Source organism: Ruegeria sp. AP7 (assembly GCF_056539905.1).
The window spans coordinates 1-20,770 of the sequence record NZ_JBQFVT010000016.1 but is presented as its reverse complement, the minus strand read 5'-3'; the positions used below and the strand labels follow the sequence as shown (position 1 = coordinate 20,770).

At 55.8% G+C, this 20,770-nt stretch carries 20 protein-coding genes and 1 tRNA gene; 9 read left to right on the top strand and 12 right to left on the bottom strand.

Annotated features, from left to right (window positions below; translation table 11 throughout):
* Nucleotides 1-12: 12 nt before the first annotated feature.
* Genes ACR0KN_RS20085 through ACR0KN_RS20075 form a run of 3 tightly spaced genes read left to right on the top strand, consistent with a single transcriptional unit; the run spans nucleotide 13 to nucleotide 3,120 of the window.
* Nucleotides 13-1,095, top strand: a complete 1,083-nt coding sequence (locus ACR0KN_RS20085; protein ID WP_010443302.1) for an ABC transporter permease — start codon at nucleotides 13-15, stop codon at nucleotides 1,093-1,095.
* Entirely contained in the window at nucleotides 1,095-2,015 is a 921-nt protein-coding gene (locus ACR0KN_RS20080) for an ABC transporter permease (RefSeq protein WP_170780656.1), read from the top strand. The genes ACR0KN_RS20085 and ACR0KN_RS20080 overlap by 1 nt, the downstream gene beginning before the upstream one ends.
* Before the next feature lie 31 nt (nucleotides 2,016-2,046).
* Nucleotides 2,047-3,120, top strand: a complete 1,074-nt coding sequence (locus ACR0KN_RS20075) for a BMP family ABC transporter substrate-binding protein (protein ID WP_480656030.1) — start codon at nucleotides 2,047-2,049, stop codon at nucleotides 3,118-3,120.
* Nucleotides 3,121-3,185: 65 nt separating this feature from the next.
* Here the strand turns inward: ACR0KN_RS20075 and ACR0KN_RS20070 are convergent, their stop codons facing one another.
* From ACR0KN_RS20070 to ACR0KN_RS20060, 3 genes are all read right to left on the bottom strand, one after another.
* A complete protein-coding gene (locus ACR0KN_RS20070) occupies nucleotides 3,186-3,992 on the bottom strand; it encodes a class I SAM-dependent methyltransferase (protein ID WP_480656028.1) in 807 nt (268 codons plus the stop codon).
* Nucleotides 3,993-4,154: 162 nt separating this feature from the next.
* Nucleotides 4,155-5,387 carry an HlyD family secretion protein gene (locus ACR0KN_RS20065; RefSeq protein WP_480656026.1) on the bottom strand — a complete coding sequence of 411 codons (1,233 nt, stop codon included), beginning with the start codon at nucleotides 5,385-5,387 and terminating at the stop codon, nucleotides 4,155-4,157.
* Nucleotides 5,388-5,390: 3 nt separating this feature from the next.
* Entirely contained in the window at nucleotides 5,391-5,816 is a 426-nt protein-coding gene (locus ACR0KN_RS20060; RefSeq protein WP_480656024.1) for a hypothetical protein, read from the bottom strand.
* A 179-nt stretch (nucleotides 5,817-5,995) separates the two neighbouring features.
* Between ACR0KN_RS20060 and ACR0KN_RS20055 the strand changes: the two genes are divergently transcribed.
* From ACR0KN_RS20055 to ACR0KN_RS20045, 3 genes are all read left to right on the top strand, one after another.
* The gene (locus ACR0KN_RS20055; RefSeq protein ID WP_480656022.1) at nucleotides 5,996-7,063 is read left to right on the top strand and encodes an NAD(P)/FAD-dependent oxidoreductase; all 1,068 of its coding nucleotides are present in this window, start codon (nucleotides 5,996-5,998) and stop codon (nucleotides 7,061-7,063) included.
* Nucleotides 7,060-7,713: a DUF938 domain-containing protein gene (locus ACR0KN_RS20050; RefSeq protein WP_480656020.1), complete on the top strand. Its 654-nt coding sequence runs from the start codon at nucleotides 7,060-7,062 to the stop codon at nucleotides 7,711-7,713. Before ACR0KN_RS20055 ends, ACR0KN_RS20050 begins: the two co-directional genes overlap by 4 nt.
* Nucleotides 7,714-7,784: 71 nt before the next feature.
* Nucleotides 7,785-8,120, top strand: a complete 336-nt coding sequence (locus ACR0KN_RS20045; protein ID WP_480656018.1) for a carboxymuconolactone decarboxylase family protein — start codon at nucleotides 7,785-7,787, stop codon at nucleotides 8,118-8,120.
* Nucleotides 8,121-8,185: 65 nt separating this feature from the next.
* On the opposite strand, the gene ACR0KN_RS20040 is transcribed toward ACR0KN_RS20045, so the two are convergent.
* The 4 genes from ACR0KN_RS20040 to ACR0KN_RS20025 all read right to left on the bottom strand — a co-directional run bounded on the left by ACR0KN_RS20040 (nucleotide 8,186) and on the right by ACR0KN_RS20025 (nucleotide 14,599).
* Nucleotides 8,186-10,693, bottom strand: coding sequence for a GcvT family protein (locus tag ACR0KN_RS20040; RefSeq protein WP_480656016.1), 2,508 nt, complete (start codon nucleotides 10,691-10,693; stop codon nucleotides 8,186-8,188).
* A 138-nt stretch (nucleotides 10,694-10,831) separates the two neighbouring features.
* Nucleotides 10,832-12,076 carry a hypothetical protein gene (locus ACR0KN_RS20035; protein WP_480656014.1) on the bottom strand — a complete coding sequence of 415 codons (1,245 nt, stop codon included), beginning with the start codon at nucleotides 12,074-12,076 and terminating at the stop codon, nucleotides 10,832-10,834.
* A gap of 111 nt (nucleotides 12,077-12,187) precedes the next feature.
* Nucleotides 12,188-13,585, bottom strand: coding sequence for an FAD-binding oxidoreductase (locus tag ACR0KN_RS20030; protein ID WP_480656012.1), 1,398 nt, complete (start codon nucleotides 13,583-13,585; stop codon nucleotides 12,188-12,190).
* Between the two features lie 27 nt (nucleotides 13,586-13,612).
* Complete coding sequence (locus ACR0KN_RS20025; RefSeq protein WP_170543206.1) at nucleotides 13,613-14,599, bottom strand: 2-hydroxyacid dehydrogenase; 987 nt, start codon at nucleotides 14,597-14,599, stop codon at nucleotides 13,613-13,615.
* Between the two features lie 136 nt (nucleotides 14,600-14,735).
* Here ACR0KN_RS20025 and ACR0KN_RS20020 point away from each other — a divergent pair, with 136 nt between their 5' ends.
* Nucleotides 14,736-15,257: an SH3 domain-containing protein gene (locus tag ACR0KN_RS20020; protein ID WP_411353642.1), complete on the top strand. Its 522-nt coding sequence runs from the start codon at nucleotides 14,736-14,738 to the stop codon at nucleotides 15,255-15,257.
* A gap of 28 nt (nucleotides 15,258-15,285) precedes the next feature.
* On the opposite strand, the gene ACR0KN_RS20015 is transcribed toward ACR0KN_RS20020, so the two are convergent.
* Nucleotides 15,286-15,795, bottom strand: a complete 510-nt coding sequence (locus ACR0KN_RS20015; RefSeq protein WP_480656009.1) for a ferritin — start codon at nucleotides 15,793-15,795, stop codon at nucleotides 15,286-15,288.
* Nucleotides 15,796-16,159: 364 nt separating this feature from the next.
* On the opposite strand from ACR0KN_RS20015, the gene ACR0KN_RS20010 reads away from it, so the two are divergent.
* Nucleotides 16,160-16,234, top strand: a tRNA-Gln gene (locus ACR0KN_RS20010).
* Between the two features lie 172 nt (nucleotides 16,235-16,406).
* Here the strand turns inward: ACR0KN_RS20010 and ACR0KN_RS20005 are convergent.
* From ACR0KN_RS20005 to ACR0KN_RS19990, 4 genes are read right to left on the bottom strand one after another with little or no spacing between them, the layout of a single operon-like run.
* Nucleotides 16,407-17,897, bottom strand: a complete 1,491-nt coding sequence (locus ACR0KN_RS20005; protein WP_480656007.1) for a recombinase family protein — start codon at nucleotides 17,895-17,897, stop codon at nucleotides 16,407-16,409.
* Nucleotide 17,898: 1 nt separating this feature from the next.
* Nucleotides 17,899-18,048, bottom strand: a complete 150-nt coding sequence (locus ACR0KN_RS20000; RefSeq protein ID WP_480656005.1) for a hypothetical protein — start codon at nucleotides 18,046-18,048, stop codon at nucleotides 17,899-17,901.
* Complete coding sequence (locus tag ACR0KN_RS19995) at nucleotides 18,045-18,455, bottom strand: DUF2924 domain-containing protein (RefSeq protein WP_480656003.1); 411 nt, start codon at nucleotides 18,453-18,455, stop codon at nucleotides 18,045-18,047. Before ACR0KN_RS19995 ends, ACR0KN_RS20000 begins: the two co-directional genes overlap by 4 nt.
* Nucleotides 18,445-18,711: a DUF3489 domain-containing protein gene (locus ACR0KN_RS19990; RefSeq protein ID WP_480656001.1), complete on the bottom strand. Its 267-nt coding sequence runs from the start codon at nucleotides 18,709-18,711 to the stop codon at nucleotides 18,445-18,447. The genes ACR0KN_RS19995 and ACR0KN_RS19990 overlap by 11 nt, the downstream gene beginning before the upstream one ends.
* A gap of 482 nt (nucleotides 18,712-19,193) precedes the next feature.
* Here ACR0KN_RS19990 and ACR0KN_RS19985 point away from each other — a divergent pair, with 482 nt between their 5' ends.
* Nucleotides 19,194-20,612: a tannase/feruloyl esterase family alpha/beta hydrolase gene (locus ACR0KN_RS19985; protein ID WP_170542867.1), complete on the top strand. Its 1,419-nt coding sequence runs from the start codon at nucleotides 19,194-19,196 to the stop codon at nucleotides 20,610-20,612.
* Nucleotides 20,613-20,770 lie beyond the last annotated feature (158 nt).

Sequence of the window (20,770 nt, the reverse complement as noted above, 5' to 3'; positions counted from 1 at the left end):
GGGGATAATCGGGTGATTGTGCTGGAGAAACGACCTCAGCCATCCAAGGCTTGGTCATATGCGACCCCCTTGGTGGCGGTGTTGGCCACGATGGTTTTTGGCGGATTGCTGTTCGCTATACTGGGCAAAAATCCGGTTGAGGCGATCGGAACAATTTTCTGGGAACCGCTGTTTGGCGAGTTCGCATTCTACTACCGCCCTCAACTGTTGGTCAAAGGTGCGCCTTTGGTGCTGATTGCGATAGGCCTGTCTTTGGGTTTTCGCGCAGGTATCTGGAATATCGGTGCTGAGGGTCAATATATCATGGGAGCCATCTTCGGGGCGGGTGCTGGACTGGCATTCTATCCGATGGATGCGTTCTTCATCTTTCCCATCATGGTGATCGCAGGCGCGTTTGGCGGCTGGCTGTGGGCAATGATTCCGGCCTTTCTTAAGGTTCGGTTCGGAACCAACGAAATCCTCGTCTCTCTGATGCTGGTCTATGTGGCCGAGCAGTTTTTGGCCTCGGTTTCGCTGGGTCTGCTTAAGAACCCCGAAGGGTTTGGTTTTCCCGGATCGCGCAACCTGCAAAGTTATGAAAGTGCACACAATGCGGAACTGATCGCAGGTTCAGGTATGCACTGGGGTGTAGTTGCGGCATTTATTGCAGTGATCTTCTCATATGTTCTGCTGAACCGGCACATGCTGGGCTTTCACATTCGCCTGACAGGTGAGGCGCCTCGTGCAGCCAAATTTGCAGGCGTGAACCCAGCACGTTTGATCCTGTTCTGTCTTGGCCTGTCCGGTGCACTTGCCGGTCTGGCAGGTATGTTCGAGGTCTCGGGCCCCTCGGGCGTGGTCAGCATCGACTTTAACGTCGGCTATGGCTTCACCGCGATCATCGTGGCCTTTCTGGGCCGACTGCACCCGGTAGGTATCCTGCTGGCAGGCGGACTAATGGCACTGACCTATATCGGTGGTGAAATTGCGCAGTCTCAACTAGGCCTGCCTGCCGCCGCGATACAGGTGTTTCAGGGAATGCTGCTGTTCTTCTTGTTGGCATTCGATCTTTTGACAAATTACCGCATCCGTGCGGCACGTAGCGAGGTGGCATAATGGACCTTGGTGAGATTAACCCCGTCCTTCTGGTCGCTTCGCTGATGGTAGCGGCAACGCCACTGCTTCTGGCCGCGATTGGTGAACTGGTCGTCGAAAAGGCGGGCGTTCTGAACCTCGGCGTCGAGGGTATGATGATCGTAGGCGCGATCAGTGGTTTTGCGATCTCGGTTGAGACCGGTTCACCCTGGTTGGGCTTTATCGCGGCAGCGATCGGAGGCGCGGTACTATCGCTGCTATTCGTGCTGTTGACGCAGTTTGCGCTGGCCAATCAGGTCGCCAGCGGTCTTGCCCTGACATTGTTCGGATTGGGCTTCAGCGCGCTCATGGGGCAGAGCTATGTGGGCATCAAACCCCCCAGCATGGGCGACATACATATCCCGCTGCTCAGCGACATTCCGGTCGTCGGTCCGATCCTGTTCCAACACGATCCGATCCTCTATGTCGGCATCGCGATAATCGCCGCCGTCTGGGCCACGCTCAAATTCACCCGTGTTGGTCTTATCCTGCGTGCTGTGGGTGAAAACCATGACGCCGCCCACGCGCTTGGCTACAAAGTCATCAAGATCCGCATCATGGCGATCCTGTTTGGCGGGGCCTGCGCAGGACTTGGCGGTGCCTATATCAGCCTGATCCGAGTCCCTCAGTGGACCGAGGGTATGACCGCCGGTGTTGGTTGGATCGCTCTTGCACTGGTGGTGTTCGCCAGTTGGAAACCATGGCGTGTTCTGCTGGGTGCCTATTTGTTCGGCGGAATCACTGTGTTGCAACTGAATTTACAGGCGGCGGGCGTTGCCATCCCGGTCGAGTATCTGGCAATGTCGCCCTACATTATCACGATCCTTGTGCTTGTGATCCTTTCGGCCGACAAGAGCAGCGCACCTGCCTCACTGGGCCGTACATTCCATGCCTCGCTCTAGGGGCTAACTAAACCAACTTGGGGAGTAACACATGAAATTCACTAAACTTTTGGCAAGCGCCGCCATGGCGCTGGGTCTGGCCACCGGTGCCATGGCCCAAGACAAGACCAAAGTCGGGTTCGTCTATGTCGGCCCGGTGGGCGACGGTGGCTGGACCTATGAACACAACAAGGGTCGCCTGGCAGTCGAGGAAGAGTTCGGCGACAAGGTTGAGACTGTGTTTGTTGAATCGGTCCCGGAAGGCCCAGACGCCGAGCGCGTGATGACTCAGATGGCGTTGGAAGGTGCTGACCTTATCTTCACCACCTCATTCGGATACATGGACCCGACAATCAATGTCGCCAAGAAATTCCCGAATGTGAAGTTCGAGCACGCGACCGGCTACAAAACCGCAGACAACGTTTCGGTCTACTCGGCCCGTTTCTACGAAGGACGCGCGGTGCAAGGGCACATTGCGGGCAACATGACTAAGTCCAATGTCATTGGCTACATCGGGTCGTACCCTATCCCCGAAGTGATCCGTGGTATCAATTCAGCCTATTTGCACGCCAAAAAGGTGAACCCAGATGTCGAGTTCAAAATCGTCTGGGCCTACACATGGTTTGATCCCGCTAAAGAGGCTGACGCCGCCAAGGTTCTGATCGAACAGGGCGCGGACGTTATTCTGCAGCACACCGACTCGACCGCACCGCAAGCTGCTGCGCAGGAAGCTGGCAATGTGGTAACCTTCGGTCAGGCCTCTGACATGAGCGAATACGCCCCCTTCCCGCGTGTGTCATCGATCATCGATGATTGGGCACCCTACTACATTGCGCGGACACAGGCGGTCATGGATGGCACCTGGGAGAGTGTAAATACCTGGGACGGCATCCGGGAAGGAATGGTCGCAATCGGTGAGATTTCCGACGCGGTACCGGCTGATGTCAAAGAAGAAGCGCTGGCCCTGAAAGCCGCGATGGCGGCAGGTGAATATCACCCCTTCACCGGCCCGATCAACAAACAGGACGGCAGCGCCTGGCTGGCTGAAGGCGAAGTTGCTGATGACGGCACGCTGGCCGGGATGAACTTTTACATCGAGGGGCTGGAAGGCGACATTCCGCAGTAAAGTCTAACCCAGTAAGATAAGATCAAGGCTCGCAGAATCCTGCGGGCCTTTTTTTGGTCATCCGTTCAAGGGGACACCATCTGGAAGAAATTGGCTTTCAGCGGTATCGCCGACGGCTCTGAACCAAAACGTGCACGCATATTGTGTGCGAGATCACTGGCAATTTCACCATGGTCTCCATCGCGTTCGAGAACCTCAAAATAGGCTGGGCTGCCAAGCATCAGGCCCAGCGCAAAATTATCAAAACTCGCAACAGTTGAGGCATGTTCGACGTATTCGTGACGTGGCTCGACAAACCCTGCTTGCGCAACCTCATCCAGAATCGCGGCAGCATCGTGTAGCGAGAACGGGACTTTCATGAAACCGGGAGGATGACCATCAAATGCAACGGATAATGTTTCGATGACCAGTTCGGAATATGGGTTCTCGGCGTTCGTGCCCCAAGTCGAAAACAAATAAATGCCACCCGTTTTCAACACCCGGAGCGCTTCGGCGTAGGCTTTGGCACGATCAGGGAAGAACATATGACCGAACTGGCAGATAACCGCGTCGAAACTTGCGTCATCGAATGGAAGCTCCTGCGCATCTGCAGTTTGAAAAGTCACATTATCCGTCTCGCTGAACTTAGTGCGTGCGATATCAAGCATCGGTTCGTTGAGGTCTGTGACCACAATATGCCCATCTTCCAACGCACTAGACACGTGCCGGGTCACGATCCCTGTGCCTGCAGCGAGTTCTAACACCTGTCTGGGCGAAACGGCCGCTGTTTTCTGCGCCATAATGCGGGCCATATGATCGAATATCACCGGCCCCATCTCTCGATCGTAATTTCCCGGGATATCTCCTACAAATGCAGAATTTGTATCAACCATCATAACCTCCATGCACCAAAAAAATCCCCAGCCTATCATGGCCAGCTGAGGATATGCTGAGGCATCGTAGCACAGACTGCGCAAGTTCAGCGACATAACCACGTTGAACACATGGCTGCCAGGGACCGGGTCAAACACCAAGTAATGGATTAGGAGCAGGTTTTAGTGTCCAGTCAAAACCAGAGTGTTCACCGGCATCAGGATCAACCGCAACCGCAAGCCCGCAGCGTGGACAACGCCGATGGTGTCGACCACATGCAGGAATGACTTTTCCCAGAACCCAAGGTTTTCGTCTTCCAGCTTGGCGTGGTTATCCGTGTAGACATTGGCCAGACAGTTGCTTCCCGGCGGCACATCATCGACCATGCTTTCATAAAGCGGCTCGAGATAGACGAGGATCGAGCCTGGCTTGGTATTGGTCTGGACGTCACGTAATTCATCGGTTGGCCTGATCTGACCTGAAGGGATCACATCCTGTACCTCGACGACGACGACAGGGATCACTGTGAAGGGTTTTGTCATGCACCCGATTTCACCGATCATGCCTGGTTTGATCACTTGCGCTGAAAGCTGGTTGAACGCAGCCTGAAACCGGTCGTGCCCCGAAGAAGACGGCACAAGGATGCCTGCTGGCCGCAATAACGGGCTCACGTAATCGCCGACCTGCAGCCCAAATTGTTCGATGCGACCGGTGACACCTGCGCTGATTATGGTCTTGTCCAGCTCGGTCAATGCCGCGTCAAGCTGAGCATTCGCGCTGGCTAGCTGGGCAGGAATCAGTTCCTCGATCTGCTGCACCACCGCAGCGCGCTTGGAAGTGGCAGCCGTGACTTGCGCCTCACGCTCGGCGACCAAATTTTCAAGCCGGTCGATCTCGGCCAGGCGCACGGCACTGGACCCTTCGTCGCGCAGTGTTGTATTCCGCTCGAGATCTTCAAGCGCCTGATCCAAAGCCGCGCGTGCACCCGCAATGCCTGCCTCGGCCTCGGCCAGATCGGTTTCCGCCACTTTTAATGAGGCTTGAACCTGCGCGATTTGCGCATGGGCAGCTTCAACCTGTGCTGTTTGCGCGAAATCCTCAATCCGGAAAATCGGCTGCCCTGCTGTCACCTGCTCATTGTTGCGCACATAAACTTCGGAAACGCGGCCGCCGAGCTGTGGAAGGATCGTGACCGTCCGGAAGTACGAGGCTGCCGTTTTGCTGGCCGGATGGAAGTAAAACAAAGTGGTGATCACCGTCAGTGCCAGAATAGCGCAGGTCGTTAACCCCCAACGCAATTCATACCACATGGTGAACAGAGTAATCTCATGTCCGATCCGTTTGCCCTGAACAAAGCGGCGGAACAGATAATCGGGAAGCACGGTGATCAGCGCGCACAGCATTGTCTCAATCATGGTTCAGTGCCCCTGCGCTGCCGGTTCTGAGGGTTCGGGCTCAATTTCCGGTTCGGGTGGATCAGGAACCACGGCTTTATCCTGCCCCGGTGCCAGGGATCGGATGGCATCTGCAATCGACCGTAACGGAGCAGCAAAATCGGGGAACTGAAAACCCGCGACAAGAATTGCCGCAATCCAGAATATTCCGTTGTGGGTAAACAAAGCCAACAGCGCGAGTATTCCAACCAGCTGAAACTGTGGATGGTTATTCTCATGCGCCATTTTTTCCGGGATCGAATGCAGCGTAAAATACGCGACCCCGATCAGGACCACCAAACCGACGGTGAAAATGACCATAAAGGTAAAGAGGTAGTCGCTACCGTCCGCCTGCGTTACATAAGAGGGTATATGCCCCGTTGCCATCGGGTGAATGTCTGCCGAGTTCACGTCCGCCTCCGAATCTCGCTTTGATTGCACTAAGAGCAGGCTGATCGCTTGCGATCAAGTTTCCTGTGCATGGTGCTTGCGTCTTTTCGTTTGAAGGCACGCGTGCCATGGTCAGCATGGGTCACGGGTTTATTATGCGTCACACTGATCATCCCGCGGCCGGAAGCGAAAGAACACGTATGATTGATTTCCTGATTATCGGCGGTGGTATCGCCGGGTTAAGCGCGGGTGCCCGCCTGTCCAAGCACGGCACCGTAACTGTGTTAGAAGCAGAGGATGCGTTGGGCTATCACACCTCAGGTCGGTCCGCCGCCCTGTTTGAAAAGGGATATGGTCCGCCGTCCGTCAAAACTCTGAACGAAAAGAGCGCTGCTTTCTTTGAAGTCAATGAATACCTGACACCGCGTGGATTGATGCTGGTGGGTGCCAAGGATCAACAAGAGTTGTTCCTGAAGGAAGCTCAAGACCTTGGAGTTCAGCAAATTTCTCTGGACGAGGCCACAAAGCAAATCCCGATCCTGAATGCCGACACCGTAGGACATGTTGCCATCAGCAATACTGCCTTTGACATAGATACGGACCGGATGTTGCAGGATTATGCACGGATCATCCGACGCAACGGTGGATCAGTCCTGACCCGAGAGAAGGTCGGCAGCATTCGCAAGTCCGGTCAATGGGTCGTTGAAGCCTCTGACACCTTTGAAGCCCGTAACTTGGTAAATGCCGCCGGCGCATGGGTGGACGAGGTGGCGCAAATGGCAGAAATCCAGCCAATCGGTATTACTCCATTTCGTCGATCCATGGCCCGCCTACCATCGCCTGGAGGGCATGATGTGAAAGACTGGCCCATGATGCTGGGGGTCGCTGAGACCTGGTATGCCAAACCCGATGCCGGAAAGTTACTCGTTTCACCTTGCGAGACCGACCCGACCTCACCCCATGATGCCTATGCCGACGACTTGGTTCTGGCAGAAGGTTTGGCACGGTACGAGGCCATGGTGACAGAACCGGTGACACGTGTTGAAACAAACTGGGCCGGGCTGCGCAGCTTTGTATCGGACGGCACTTTGGTTCTGGGGCCAGATCCCACAGACCGAACCTTTATCTGGTCTGCCGCGCAGGGCGGATACGGGTTTCAGACTGCCCCGGCTGCCTCGCAACTTGTGGCAGATCTTGTAACAGGTACTGAATCATCACTTGATGCCACAACTGTGCAAATGCTGAAGCCCGAAAGGTTGCGCAGATGACGCCGCGCAAACTGCCCCCCAATGCAAGCGTCGCCACAGAAGGTGATGACGGCATGCTTGTCGCCCCAGCAGCAAGCCGAAACGCGGCGGTGCTTTGTGATCTGATTGCGCGTGTTGCCCCATCATCGGGCCGCGCATTGGAACTGGCCAGTGGCACAGGTCAGCATGTATCGGCCTTTGCCCGGCGGATGCCCGGACTTCATTGGCAACCCAGCGAAGTCACCTTGGAACGGCGCGCCAGTATTGACGCCTATTCGACCGGGCTGAGAAACACTTCCCCTGCACTTCATCTGGATGCAACCGCGGCAGGTTGGCACAAAACCATAGCAAGGCAAGATTTGGTTGTGCTGGTCAACCTCTTGCATCTGATCAGCTTACCCGAGGCTGAAACCTTGATTGCCGAAGCCGCGCGCGTTTTGAACTTGGGCGGGCGTTTGGTGCTATATGGCCCTTTCAAACGTCATGGGCGCTTGACCAGCGAAGGCGACCAGAGATTTCACGACGCATTGGTTCATCAGGATCCAGAGATTGGCTACAAAGATGACACCCAGATAATGGCGCTGTTCTCTGAAAACGACCTCGAACTGGTCGAGGTCGTTCAGATGCCCGCGAACAACTTGGCATTCATAGGCCAAAAAGCAGCAATCTGATCAGGATCAAAGCCGGTCCCCTTCTTATGTATCATATGCAATTTATCATATGTTTTAAGAAGGATGTTGTAATGAGCTGGCACGAAGCACTGGACGGGACCCGCAAAAGCCTGCGCAATCTCAACGGCGCCATTCCCGATACCGCCCGAGCCTTTGGTGCCTTGGGGAAATCGGTCAAAGAAGGTGGGATCCTGGACTACAAAACCAAGGAATTCATCGCGTTAGGCATGTCGATCGCCCTTCGGTGCGAGCCTTGCATCACCCTGCATACCGAGGCGTTGGTCAAAGCAGGCGCCACTCGCGATGAGGTTTCGGATGTGTTGGCGATGGCGGTGCAGATGGGCGGCGGGCCATCTATGATGTATGCGGCGAAAGCCTTAGACTGCTTTGACGAGTTGAACGCATAATAAAAGCCCACCGGAGGCGGGCTTTTGGGGAAGGCGGTACAGGTTTGTGCCGCCTTTCTAAGTTATTAGCCGTCCTTACGGATGGTTTCATTCTTCGGATCGTAGGGGCTGTCGCATGTGACGACCGCATCCCACAGTTTGTCCTGAATTTTGACCTGAAGCTTAGTACCTTCGACCGCCAGTTCGGGCTTCACATAGCCCATGCCGATGGACTTCTCGAAGGCCACCGAATAGCCACCCGAGGTCAGGCGACCGACGCGCTCGCCTTCCGGCGTGTACAGCGCCTCGCGGCCCCATGGATCGGCATCGTCCGGCCCGTCGATCAGCAGAGTGCAGCATTTCACGCGTACGCCGGTCTCTTCCAGCTTGGCCTTGCCGTAGAAGTCTTTCGACAGATCAACAAAGCGTGGCAGGTCAGCTTCCAGAGGGGTTGCGTCACGGCCCAGTTCTGTACCAAACGCGCGATAGGATTTCTCCTGACGCAGCCAGTTCTGGGCGCGCGCGCCGACCAGCTTCATACCGTGCTTCTCACCGGCTTTTTCCAGCAGGTCGAACAGGTAATTCTGCATCTCGATCGGGTGGTGCAGTTCCCAACCCAGTTCACCGGTATAGGCCACGCGGATCGCGTTCACGGGGCACATGCCGAGTTCGATCTGACGGGCCGACAACCACGGGAAGCGCTTGTTGGACAGTGCAGTTTCCGGATCGGCGTCCTTGATCACCTCTTTCAGCACGTCACGCGACTTGGGTCCGGCGATGGCGAATACGCCCCACTGGGTGGTCACGTCCTGGATCTCGATATAACCGAACTCCTCCATCTTGTCCTCGGCCGCCTTGCGCAGATAGTCGGCGTCGTACTCGGTCCAGGCACCGGCAGAGACGATGTAGTAGTTGTTCTCGCCGTTGCGGACGATGGTGTATTCGGTGCGGGTGGTGCCGTGCGAAGTCAGCGCGTAGGTCAGGTTGATGCGACCAACTTTGGGCAGCTTGTTGCAGGTGAACCAGTCCAGGAACTGGGTCGCACCGGGGCCTTTGACGACATGCTTGGTAAAGGCCGACGCGTCGATCAGGCCAACGCCTTCTCGGATCGCTTTGGCTTCTTCGACGGCATACTGCCACCAGCCACCACGACGGAACGAGCGGCTTTCCTTGTCGAAGTTGTCTGGCACCTCGAGCGGGCCGAAATAGTTCGGACGTTCCCAGCCGTTGACCCAGCCAAACTGAGCGCCACGGGCTTTCTGCCGCTCATAAGCCGGAACAGTACGCAGTGGACGGCAGGCTTCACGCTCTTCATCTGGGTGGTGCAGGATGTAGACGTGCTCATAGCACTCTTCGTTCTTGCGCGCCGCAAATTCGGTGGTCATCCAGTTGGACGAGTAACGCTTGGGGTCCAGCGAAGCCATGTCGATCTCAGCTTCGCCATCGACCATCATCTGTGCCAGATAATAGCCGGTGCCGCCTGCAGCGGTGATGCCGAACGAGAAACCCTCGGCCAGCCACATGTTGCGCAGGCCCGGAGCCGGACCAACCAGCGGGTTGCCGTCAGGGGTGTAGCAGATTGGACCATTGAAATCGTCTTTCAAACCGGATTCGGCGCAGGAGGGAACACGCTCTGCCATCGCCATGTACTGATCGGCAATCCGGTCCAGATCCAGCGGGAACAGGTCAGCGCGAAAGCTGTCCGGCACGCCATGTTCGAACTGCGCAGGAGCGCCATGTTCGTAGATACCCAGTATCCAGCCGCCACGTTCTTCGCGTGCGTAGGATTCGTTGTCGGCATCGCGGACAACAGGGTGTTCGGGGTTGCCCGCTTCGCGCCATTTAACCAGTTCGGGGTCTTTGTCCATGACGATGAAGGTATGCTCGACCGGGATGGCAGGCATCTTGATGCCCAACATCTTGGCAGTGCGCTGCGCGTGGTTGCCTGATGCGGTCACCACATGCTCGGCAGTGATCACAACCTGCTCATCTGAAGGAACGAGGTTGCCGCCCTTCTCGACCATCTTGGTGCAGGTGACTTCCCAGTGGGTGCCATTCCAATGGAACGCATCAGCCTGCATCTTGCGAACAATGTCGACGCCGCGTTGACGAGCACCCTTGGCCATCGCCTGCGTCACGTCGGCAGGGTTAATATAGCCGTCCTCGGTGTGATAAATTGCACCCTTCAGGTCCGAGGTTTCGATCAGCGGCCAGCGCTCTTTGATTTGGTCAGGGGTCAGCCATTCATAGGCAACGTCGCAGGTCTCAGCCGTTGAAGCGTAGAGCATGTATTCGTCCATACGCTCTTGCGTCTGTGCCATGCGCAGGTTGCCCACCACAGCGAAACCGGCATTTAGCCCGGTTTCTTCCTCAAGCGTCTTGTAGAAATCGACCGAGTATTTGTGGATGTGGGTCGTCGCATAGGACATGTTGAACAACGGCAACAGGCCCGCTGCGTGCCAGGTAGAACCGGATGTCAGTTCGTCCCGCTCGATCAGCATCACATCATCCCAGCCTGCCTTGGCCAGGTGATAGGCAATCGAGGTTCCGACGGCGCCGCCGCCGACAACCAGTGCTTTGACTTGGGTTTTCATAGCCGGGTGTCTCCCCTTGGAATCTGTTGACACCATATGGCGCATTTGTGGTGCCCGGCGCGACATTCATCCGACCAGTGATAATAGAAAAACGACCCGCAATTGATGCAGGTTCGTTATTCGGGCGTGACAATCCGATCAGTTTTTACCGAAGGTGCAGCGTTTAGAGCTTCCACTCATTGCGCAGGAAGATCCTTCGTTTCCTTTTCGAACACGGACGTCTGAGCGTCCTGCGTTTGCTGCAGTGGCGACTGCGCCGCCGCCAAATGCCCCAAAACCGGGGATTTTCTGTAGCAATCCATCGATAAAACCGCCACCCGAGTCAGTCGGACTGGCGTCGGCTTGACGTTGATCCGATTGCAATATCAACTCAAGCGCCTTTCCATAGGCCATCTGCAAATTGTCCTGATTTTCAAAGACTTTGCCGCCAGTGATATCGGCCAGACCTTCTGCGTTGAAATCCGTCGCTGTGAGCGTGTTCAACATCACAGCTCCGATATCCATGTTCTCGAGTTTCTGCTGTGTCACCTTGTCCTGCACAGCCACCATTTTCCCATAGAGGTCCAGCATTTTTCCTGCCATTTCAGGCTGTTCCTCCAGTGGAACATAAATACCCTGCCCCGTCGCAACCGAGGGAAATTCCAATAGTGCATTCAGCCCGGCCAAATCGACTGAATTCAAAAACTGCCGGATCGTGGCATCGCTTGCATTGGTGTGCAGACGCAGCACTACCTCTTCATCAAATCCGATGCGACCTTTGATCTTACGGATGTCGCTTTCTTGTACATCGCCAGAAAGACCCTCGGTCACTTCCGCAAACGCCACGCCATCAATGACGGCATATCCGTTAGAAAACTGCATCGCGTTCATAAAGTCGGCCTGTCGCCCCAGTGCCAGACCAACCAGAGTATTGCGTGCTTTCTTAGGCTTCAATGTGATGTCGAACCAGACGATTTCACCATCTTTTTCATAAACATAACCCGACTCTGCCAGCTTACGTATCAGACCCTCGCGCCCCTCATTCGTGAGGCGCTGTAATTCAGCCTGGCCGGAAATAGAGCTGATCATGGGCGATATTTCATACCCCGACAGAACCGCCTGAACCGGCTTGCTATCGGCATCTATAAGATCATAGCGGCTCCAACCCTCGGGGGGAGATGGCAAAAAGGATTTTGTGCCCGCATCCCAGCTTTTCTTGCGCTCACGTTCGGCCTGCTTGGCGACCTGCTCGGCCTTATACAAGCCGAAACGATCATTGATCGTTTCGATATAACCTGCAAAGGACAATGTATCGTCGTGCTTTTTATCCTGCTGGTAATAGTCAAGACCCGCGATAACAATCGCCGCGATCAGCAAAAATCCAATGAACCGCAAGGCGCCCATAAATCAACCTCAGAATCAATTAGTGCTCTGAAGAGATTCAATCCTATGAAATTTGGGCGTGGATATGACCGATCCTTGGAATTATCTGTCCGTCGACATACAGCTTATATACTAAATAATCTTCCCCGGATTCATGATGTTATCAGGATCCAGCGCCGATTTTATCGCCGCCATATAGGCCGTGGCTGCACCCAGTTCTTTCACCAGATAAGGGCGTTTTCCTTGCCCTATTCCGTGCTCCCCAGTGCAGGTGCCTTCCATCGAAATGGCCATATCGTTCAGCCATCCAACGAAATCCTCAGCGCTTGCGACTTCAGTCGGGTTGTCCATATCGATCAACAACAGAGTATGGAAGTTTCCGTCTCCGACATGACCCACAATCGGGGCCAGCAATCCCAACTCGGCGGCTTTTTCCTGTGCGGCTGTCACACAATCGGCCAGACGCGAGATCGGAACGCAAACATCCGTTGAAATCCCCTGCGCGCCCGGTCGCAATTGCAGGCTGGCCCAGTACATGTCGTGCCGAGCTTGCCACAGCTTGTTGCGCTCTTCGGTTGTCGAGGTGGTGGTGATATCGCTGCCACCGAATTCTTCCGAGATTTGCCCAAAGGTCTCGGCCTGCTCAGCCGCTCCGCTGTCCGAGCCGTGAAACTCCAACAGCAACAGCGGCGCTTCAGGCAAATCAAGTCCTGAATAGGCGTTTGCCGCTTTGACAGACATCTGATCCAGCAGTTCGATCCGGGCAACAGGGATGCCATATTGAATGGTCAGCATCACAGCTTGGCATGCCGCATCCACTGTTGGAAATGAACAACGCGCTGAACTGATGGCCTCGGGTATACCATGCAGACGCAAAGTGATCTCAGTGATGATGCCTAACGTCCCCTCGGCACCAATCAACAGACGCGTCAAATCATACCCGGCCGAGGACTTGCGGGCCCGATGTCCAGTGCGGATCACTTGCCCGTCAGGCATCACGGCCTCAAGGCTAAGCACGTTGTCTTTCATCGTCCCATAACGCACTGCGTTGGTGCCAGACGCGCGCGTCGCGGCCATGCCACCCAGAGACGCATTCGCGCCCGGATCAATGGGGAAGAACAGCCCCTGATCTCGCAGATGGGTATTCAGATCGGCGCGGGTGACACCCGGCTGTACCACGCAATCCAGATCACCGACGTTGACTGCCAGTATCTTGTCCATCTGGCTCAGATCGACGGAAATCCCACCGGCAGGCGCATTCACATGCCCCTCAAGCGAGGTGCCTGTACCGAAAGGGATTACCGGCACTTTATGCGCGGCACAGACCTTAACGATATTCGCAACTTCTTCGGTAGAGTGCGGAAAGACCACCGCATCGGGGCTCTGGTTCTCGATCCAGGTCGTGGTGTGCCCGTGCTGCTCACGGATCGCGGCACCGGTCTGTAGCCGGTCCCCAAATCTTTGTTTCAGAACTCCGACAGCGGTTTCTATTCCGGCTTCATTTCGCGGCAAAGCGGCTGCCTGCACCATTGCGTTCCCTTTCCTTCAGGCCGCGGCCTATAGCATTGCAGGTACAACCTGATCAGGCGGCCGATGGCCGTCCTCGAATGTCTTGATGTTGATGATGACCTTCTCACCCATCTCGATCCGACCTTCCAGCGTGGCAGAGCCCATATGAGGTAACAAAACTACATTTGGCAGCTGCCGAAGGCGAGGATTAACGTCCGTGCCCTGCTCATAAACATCCAAGCCTGCGCCTGCAATTTCCCCCGCACGGATCATCCGGGTCAACGCGTTTTCGTCTACAACTTCACCACGTGAAGTATTCACGATCACTGCCGAGGGTTTCATCAATTTCAAGCGCCGCGCATTCATCAGGTGAAATGTCGAAGGCGTCGACGGGCAGTTGACCGAGATGACGTCCATGCGCGCAACCATCTGGTCCAAACTTTCCCAGTAGGTCGCTTCCAACTCTTGCTCAATCTCTGGGCGCAGGCGGCGGCGATTGTGATAGTGCACCTGCATTCCAAAGGCACTGGCACGGCGGGCAACCGCCTGCCCGATCCGGCCCATGCCAAGAATACCCAACCGGCGTCCACCAACCCTGCCACCCAGCAAGGCAGTCGGAGCCCACCCGGCCCAATCGCCTTTTTGCATGACGCCCAGCCCCTCAGGGATACGCCGGGTCACCGCCAGGATCAGTGCCATCGTCATATCTGCGGTATCGTCGGTCAGTACGCCTGGAGTATTCGAAACAAGAATGCCCCGCTGCCGCGCTGTCGCCACATCTATATTGTCAACACCCGCACCGTAGTTCGCAATCAAGCGCAAATTCTCTCCTGCCTGCCCCAAAATGCCGCCATCAATGGTATCGGTGATGGTTGGGACCAGCACATCTGCTTCTTTCACTGCGGCAGTCAGTTCTTCGCGTGTCATGGGATCATCGTTGTCCCGCAGCTTTACATCGAAAAGCTCGCTCAACCGGGTTTCCACCGCTTCGGGTAACCGTCGCGTAACGACAACACTCAGACGTTCTCTTGGCACCTTAGCCCTCCTACCGCTTTGCAAACAGCCGCGCGCCATGGCATCGTGGCGCAGGATTACACGGGGCACAAGAACCCCTTGGGCATCGTCTCAACCTTTTTTACGCACGATCGACAGGCATAAGAGCAGACAGGCAGTGAGTGCTAGTTTTTCAGTGAATCGCCATTTTGTGGCGTTGATCTCGGTGTTTCTTCTCGCGTTTGGCGCTGTGGCCGCGTCTGCGCAGGAAAAACGTGGCCAAGTCACGAATCTGCCTCTACCCCGATATGTCTCAATGAAAGCGGCCGAGGGTAATGTGCGCCGCGGCCCATCTCTGACCCACCGAATCGACTGGGTGTTCAAGCGACGCGGCATGCCGCTGCAGATCACGGCTGAATACGGAAACTGGCGCAAAGTGCAGGACCACGACGGCGCAGGGGGTTGGGTTCACTACGCTCTGCTTTCAGGCGTGCGGACTGTTCTCATAGAATCCGACTTGCTGCCGGTTTACACCCTGCCCGACCAAAATTCGCAGGTGAACGCGCATTTCGAAACCGGGGTTGTCGCCCGACTAGAGCAATGTACACCGGATTGGTGCCGCATTTCGGCCGGAGGCTATCGTGGCTGGACCCTCAAGAACAATCTTTGGGGGGTCGATCCCTCTGAAATTCGGGAATAACCACCCCTTATCCTGAGTTCTGCGTTGGTTAACCCTCGGCTTGCCCGTTGCCGCGCTTGGCCAGTTCCTGATCCAGCAGCAATAGATTCCAGCGATCTCCGTTGGCCGCCTTGGCCTTATCCAATATCGAAGTGAACAAATCCTCTTCCTCGATCTGCTCTGCCAGAAACCAGTTCAGCATATTCTGCGTACTGAATTCCTTGACCTCGTGCGCCAGCTCGAACAACGCATTGATCTGCCCGGTTACTGTCTGTTCCTGCACCAGAGCCTGTTCGAGCACATCAACAGGCGATTCATATTCCTTTTGCGGCTTGGCGATCCCCTCCAGGTTGATCCGGCCACCCCGTTTGGCGATAAAGTCGAAAATACGCATTGCATGAGTATCTTCTTCTGCGGAATGCCCCCGGAACCAACTGGCGAAACCTGGCAGGTCCTGCGCCTCGAAATAGGCCGACATCGCCAGATAGGTATACGAAGCATGAAGCTCATTATTTATTTGCTTGTTCAATGCCTCTGCTACTTGCAAGTTCAGCATCATAATAGGCTCCTTTTTTGGATAGCGGACAATAATCACCTAGGTGAGTGAACGGGAATTTTCAATCGTCACATTCTTATTTTAACACAATATTTCAACAGGTTAATAGGCGCATTACGCAATTGAAACGCAGTCGCAGGTTGAAGTTCACATACATAAACCAAAATCTGCGCCTTTGCCAAGAAATCCAAGAAACACTCACCTGAACCAATCGTTGGAATTCACCATCTTTCAATACTTCGAGCAGTTTCCCAAGAGCGGTAGACATCACCAAACCGCTGTCAGAAAAATTTGCAGATCGATATGATATTTGTCCAAAAAAGCCCTTGAACCCCGAAAGCAACAGTCGTAGATAGCCGCTCACCGTTGGGGTGTAGCCAAGTGGTAAGGCAGCGGTTTTTGGTACCGTGTATCGTAGGTTCGAATCCTACCACCCCAGCCACCCACTCCTCCATATCGAGACCGCGCAAGGTGTGCTCTGATTAGTCACGTGTTATCCGCGGGTTAGCGGCGCGGCGTAATTGCGCAGACCGTGGACCGTGCCGGAGCAGCGCTGCAAATCTCCGAAAGTCTGCGTTCGGCATTTTCGCGGTAGCAGGTGTGGATGTGGTGGATCAGAGAGTCGCGAGAAGCGCGCGCTGGTCCTGCCAGTCTGATGGCAGGGTTCGCGATTTGCACCAGTCGGACGTAAAGCCGAGGGGCTGTTCGCCTTCCAGTACATTTCGCACGAGATCCGGCGCGAGGAAGGCGAGATCGATCATGTGCTGAACGCGGCGTTTGGAGATATTGCTGGCTTCTGCAATGTCGCCGAAGGTTTCGCCCGCCTTGATCCGCTCCAGCCAGTGATGCGCAAGCGCGATGTTTCGGATCAACGTCTCGTCTCTTGCGGCGGTCGTATCAGCGAGAATGATCTTGGTTTCGACACCCCGCTTTCGCACCTGGAATGGCGCTTCGATCCGCAGGGCGTTTGCGTCCAATGCATCAGCGTTGGTATCCAGCATCGCCGCTACGCCTTTGATATCTAGCCTGAGCATAATCTTTCCCGGCGCAATCTCGATGCGTTCTACAAGCGGCAAGATGTCTTTGCGCTCCGGCTCTGAGATCAGCTCCGTCAGTTTGCTTCGAACGCGGGCGATCTCACTGGCGTCGGACTGTAGGCAGAGACACCCTGCAAATGTAGGGTTAGCAAGATGGCTGCGCGCAAGAGTGCCGATCTGTGCCTCAAGCTGGTCCGCCGGCAAGCGCCAGCCATCGAGGTTCTCCTCGCCGCTGCGCGCGATCAGCCGGTGCGAGACGTAGTAGCGCAAACGGGTGCCCTTCTTCGTTTTAGAATGCGATGGCGTCAGCCGGTCCCCTGTTTCATCAAAGATTTTCCCGCAAAGTAGCGACACGTGGCGCGGCGTCTTTTTCAAGCGTATCCGGGAGGCCATCCCTTGCAGCCTGAGCTGAACCGCATCCCATCGGTCGGGATCGATGATCGGGTCGTGCTGGCCGTCATGCACTTGATCTTTGTGCCGGATGCGCCCGGCATAGATCGGGTTTGTCAAAACGTGATGGATATGCCCGCGGTCGAAAGCGCCGCCGCCGCGCGTCTCGCCCGATGACAGTGATCTGCGCCGGGTGCGCAGTAACAAAGCGTCGGCCTTTTCCTTCACCTGCCGGATCGTCCCGTGTTGTTCGTAAAGCGCGTAGAGCGTCCGGATCGTCTCGGCCTCAGGTTCATTAATCTTCAGCGTCCGGCCATCCGGATCGTACCCCATCGGCACCAGCCCGCCCATCCAGAGCCCCCGACGCTTTGAGGCAGCAATCTTGTCCGGGATCCTCTCCGCCGTCACTTCGCGCTCGAACTGGGCGAAGCTGAGCAGCATGTTCAGTGTCAGACGTCCCATGCTGGTCGCGGTATTGAACGACTGCGTGACCGAGACGAAGGAGGCACCGGTGGCATCCAGGATATCGACGATCTTCGCGAAGTCCGCCAGCGACCGTGTCAGACGATCGATCTTGTAAACGACGATCTGGTCGATTTTTCCATCGCCTATATCCGCTAAAAAGCTGCTGCAAAGCAGGGCGGTCCAGTGATCCACCAGACAACCCACCATCATCATATTAGTCCGGTACCAGCACCCAGCCTTCATCTTTCTGGCTGGCCACATAGGAGGCACAGGCCTCCCGCTGGGCATGGAGCGAGTTGAACTCCTGCTCCAACCCGTCTTCCGAGCTTTTGCGGGTGTAGATGGCGCAGCGGATCTTCTTCATCTGCTGCTTCCTGACCTGCTGGTGAGGCCGAAGAACCGTGGGCCTGACCATGTCGTGCCGGTGATATGCTTTGCAATCGCGGATAGCGACGGCCAGTCCTTGCCATCCATTCGATAGCCGCCTTCGGTCACCTCGACCTGGTAGGTTCGGCCGTTCCATTCCCGCACGAGGTGCGCGCCGGACCGAAGGTCGCCGCATGTGGTGACGGCAATCGGCTTGCCTTCTGCGATTTGTCGCAGCTTGCGCCGTGTCGCCGCCGGCAGACCGCCCGAAGAGCGGCACTGAGCGTCATAAGCTACTGCCTTGCGCAGGAACGCCACCGACAAATACGGCGGTGGAGGAGACCCAAAAGCCTCCTCCCACGCGGCAATCGCCAGCGGTCGATCCGGATCCGGCTTACCGGGCATCAGTCTTTTCGGCTGTTGAAGTCGCACCAGTTTGGGCGGGCATCGCCAAGATCCGATAGCGCTTGGGCTTCCCCTCATCTGGCTTCGCGCCCAAAACCTCGTAGCCCGCCTTGCGCAGCCCAGTCAGCGCCGCCCGCGTCGTGTGCATCTGCCAGTCGAGTTTTTCGCTGATCGTGGCAACATCTGCCCCGGCCTTGCGGCTGAGCATCTGAATGAGCAGCGCTTTCTTGGTTTTGGGTTTCGGCGATCGTGTCATTTGGCCTTCTCCTTTTGGTTCACGCAGGCTGAAAGTGACCCTGCTACCGAGGAGAGCCCGGAGACCCGGGCGGAAAATGGCGCGGCGCAACATTGGGTACGTCGCAACATGGACAGTACCGCTCTGTTTGGCTCACAAGTCCAGTGGAAGAATGACCGCTTAACGCAGAAAAGCCGTCATCTGATAAAAATAGTCAGATGACCGAGTCGAGCCCGAAACGGACCTTGATCTTACCCTTGACGTCTGTTGTTAGGTTCCTGTCGCGTGTTAGGGTGCCGGAGAAATCACTATTTTCCAAAAGGTATGTGATGCGGGTATCTCTCTGGCAGCCGTTCTCGAATCCCAGTTTTATACAACGGACCTGTGCGCTCATTCTTGCCTGGATTGTGTCGACGGGAGCTCCGGCCCTCGCAAGTGAGGCTGAGTGCGAGAAAAAGCGTTTTGATCCGCTTCCAGAACTTCGCCTTGTTTCGGTGGAGCCGTTGGCAGACCCCGTGCCGCATTGCTCGGTCACCGGCGTGATCGGTAGCAAGATACATTTCGAGCTACTGCTTCCAGACAATTGGAACAGCAAATTCGTCATGGGTGGCGGGGGTGGTTTTGTCGGGTCCGTGATGAATACAGCGCTTCTGTACGGAGCACTTCAATCTGGCTATGCGACGGTTGGTACCGATACAGGGCATCAGGGCCACCCAGCAGACGCCAGCTGGGCCCTCAATGATTTGGAAGCCTTGGTCAACTTCGGGCATCTGGCGGTACACCGAACGGCGGTCACAGCCAAAGCCCTTATCAACTCATACTACGAGACATCGATTGCCCGCAGCTACTTCACAGGTTGCTCGCGGGGCGGGGGTCAGGCAATCATGTCCGCTCTACGCTATCCCGAGGATTTCGACGCGGTTGCCGCTGGCGCCTACGCCATTGATTGGACGGGAATTGCGGTGCAGGCGACCAGCATCAACCGGGTGATGTACCCGGATTCCAGGGACTTGGAGCAAGCGGTTGTCGGTCCAGAAGCTCAGGAACTGGTCGAGAGTTCTTATCTGGCTGCTTGCGACGTGCTTGATGGGCTCGAGGACGGTATTCTCAATGACCCGCGTCAGTGCCAATTCGACGTGACCAGCCTGCAATGCGAGGCTGAAAAAACCGGAGACTGTTTGAGCGCGGAGGAAGTTGCAGCATTTAAAGTTGTCTACGAAGGACCAAAGGACGCTGACGGAAATCAACTTTATTACGGATTTCCGTTTGGCGGTGAGACTGCAGAAGGCGGCTGGAGTCGTTGGCTGACCGGTGGGCTAAAATATCAGGAAGCTGAAGGAGATTTTCAGGAAGGTGTCGGTTCTGGCGGTTTCGAGGCTCCGGTCTCGCCGAACGCATTCTTCAGCTTCGGCAATGGAATCATGCAGAATTTCGTTTATCACGACCCAACCTGGACCTACGAGAATTTCGATTTCAGAACCTACGCGAAGGATTCGTCAGCAGCAGCAGAAACTTTGAACGCAACAAACCCCGATCTGTCGATGTATCGCGAACGCGGTGGCAAGATGCTGTTGTATTCCGGCTGGTCCGACAACGCACAATCCGGGCTGGCGATGGTCGGCTACTATGACGATGTCCTTGCACATGATCCAAGTGCCGCCGAGTATGTCCGACTGTTCATGATGCCCGGAGTGGAACATTGCTTTGGAGGCCCCGGCCCGTCGTGGGTGAATTTCCTTACCGAGATCGACAATTGGGCGGAAACGGGTGAAGCACCTGACGAGATCATCGCGTATTGGCTAGACGGTCAGGCTCAGCCAGCCGGGGCCAGACCCATTTGCGCCTATCCGGAAGTCGCAAAGTATTACGGCAATGGTGATCCTCGGGATCCATCGAGCTTTTCGTGCCGTTCCGGCAATTGACGCTGTTCGCAAAAATATTGAATGTCCGCAAATCAGTCATTGGGCGAAATTCAGCGAATGACCGCTCTGCGGGGCGGTCTCAATGGATCGACGCAACACTTCACTTTGAGAGCAAAGATGGAGTGTTGGAATGGCTTATCGACGTCGGATCTATTTTA

Excerpts from the sequence above, each read along its gene's own strand:
- ACR0KN_RS20080 (WP_170780656.1), top strand. The coding sequence starts at position 1,095 with ATGGACCTTGGTGAGATTAACCCCGTCCTTCTGGTCGCTTCGCTGATG.
- ACR0KN_RS20075 (WP_480656030.1), top strand. The coding sequence starts at position 2,047 with ATGAAATTCACTAAACTTTTGGCAAGCGCCGCCATGGCGCTGGGTCTG.
- ACR0KN_RS20070 (WP_480656028.1), bottom strand. The coding sequence starts at position 3,992 with ATGGTTGATACAAATTCTGCATTTGTAGGAGATATCCCGGGAAATTAC.
- ACR0KN_RS20065 (WP_480656026.1), bottom strand. The coding sequence starts at position 5,387 with ATGATTGAGACAATGCTGTGCGCGCTGATCACCGTGCTTCCCGATTAT.
- ACR0KN_RS20055 (WP_480656022.1), top strand. The coding sequence starts at position 5,996 with ATGATTGATTTCCTGATTATCGGCGGTGGTATCGCCGGGTTAAGCGCG.
- ACR0KN_RS20050 (WP_480656020.1), top strand. The coding sequence starts at position 7,060 with ATGACGCCGCGCAAACTGCCCCCCAATGCAAGCGTCGCCACAGAAGGT.
- ACR0KN_RS20045 (WP_480656018.1), top strand. The coding sequence starts at position 7,785 with ATGAGCTGGCACGAAGCACTGGACGGGACCCGCAAAAGCCTGCGCAAT.
- ACR0KN_RS20040 (WP_480656016.1), bottom strand. The coding sequence starts at position 10,693 with ATGAAAACCCAAGTCAAAGCACTGGTTGTCGGCGGCGGCGCCGTCGGA.
- ACR0KN_RS20035 (WP_480656014.1), bottom strand. The coding sequence starts at position 12,076 with ATGGGCGCCTTGCGGTTCATTGGATTTTTGCTGATCGCGGCGATTGTT.
- ACR0KN_RS20030 (WP_480656012.1), bottom strand. The coding sequence starts at position 13,585 with ATGGTGCAGGCAGCCGCTTTGCCGCGAAATGAAGCCGGAATAGAAACC.
- ACR0KN_RS20015 (WP_480656009.1), bottom strand. The coding sequence starts at position 15,795 with ATGATGCTGAACTTGCAAGTAGCAGAGGCATTGAACAAGCAAATAAAT.
- ACR0KN_RS20005 (WP_480656007.1), bottom strand. The coding sequence starts at position 17,897 with ATGATGATGGTGGGTTGTCTGGTGGATCACTGGACCGCCCTGCTTTGC.
- ACR0KN_RS20000 (WP_480656005.1), bottom strand. The coding sequence starts at position 18,048 with ATGAAGAAGATCCGCTGCGCCATCTACACCCGCAAAAGCTCGGAAGAC.
- ACR0KN_RS19995 (WP_480656003.1), bottom strand. The coding sequence starts at position 18,455 with ATGCCCGGTAAGCCGGATCCGGATCGACCGCTGGCGATTGCCGCGTGG.
- ACR0KN_RS19990 (WP_480656001.1), bottom strand. The coding sequence starts at position 18,711 with ATGACACGATCGCCGAAACCCAAAACCAAGAAAGCGCTGCTCATTCAG.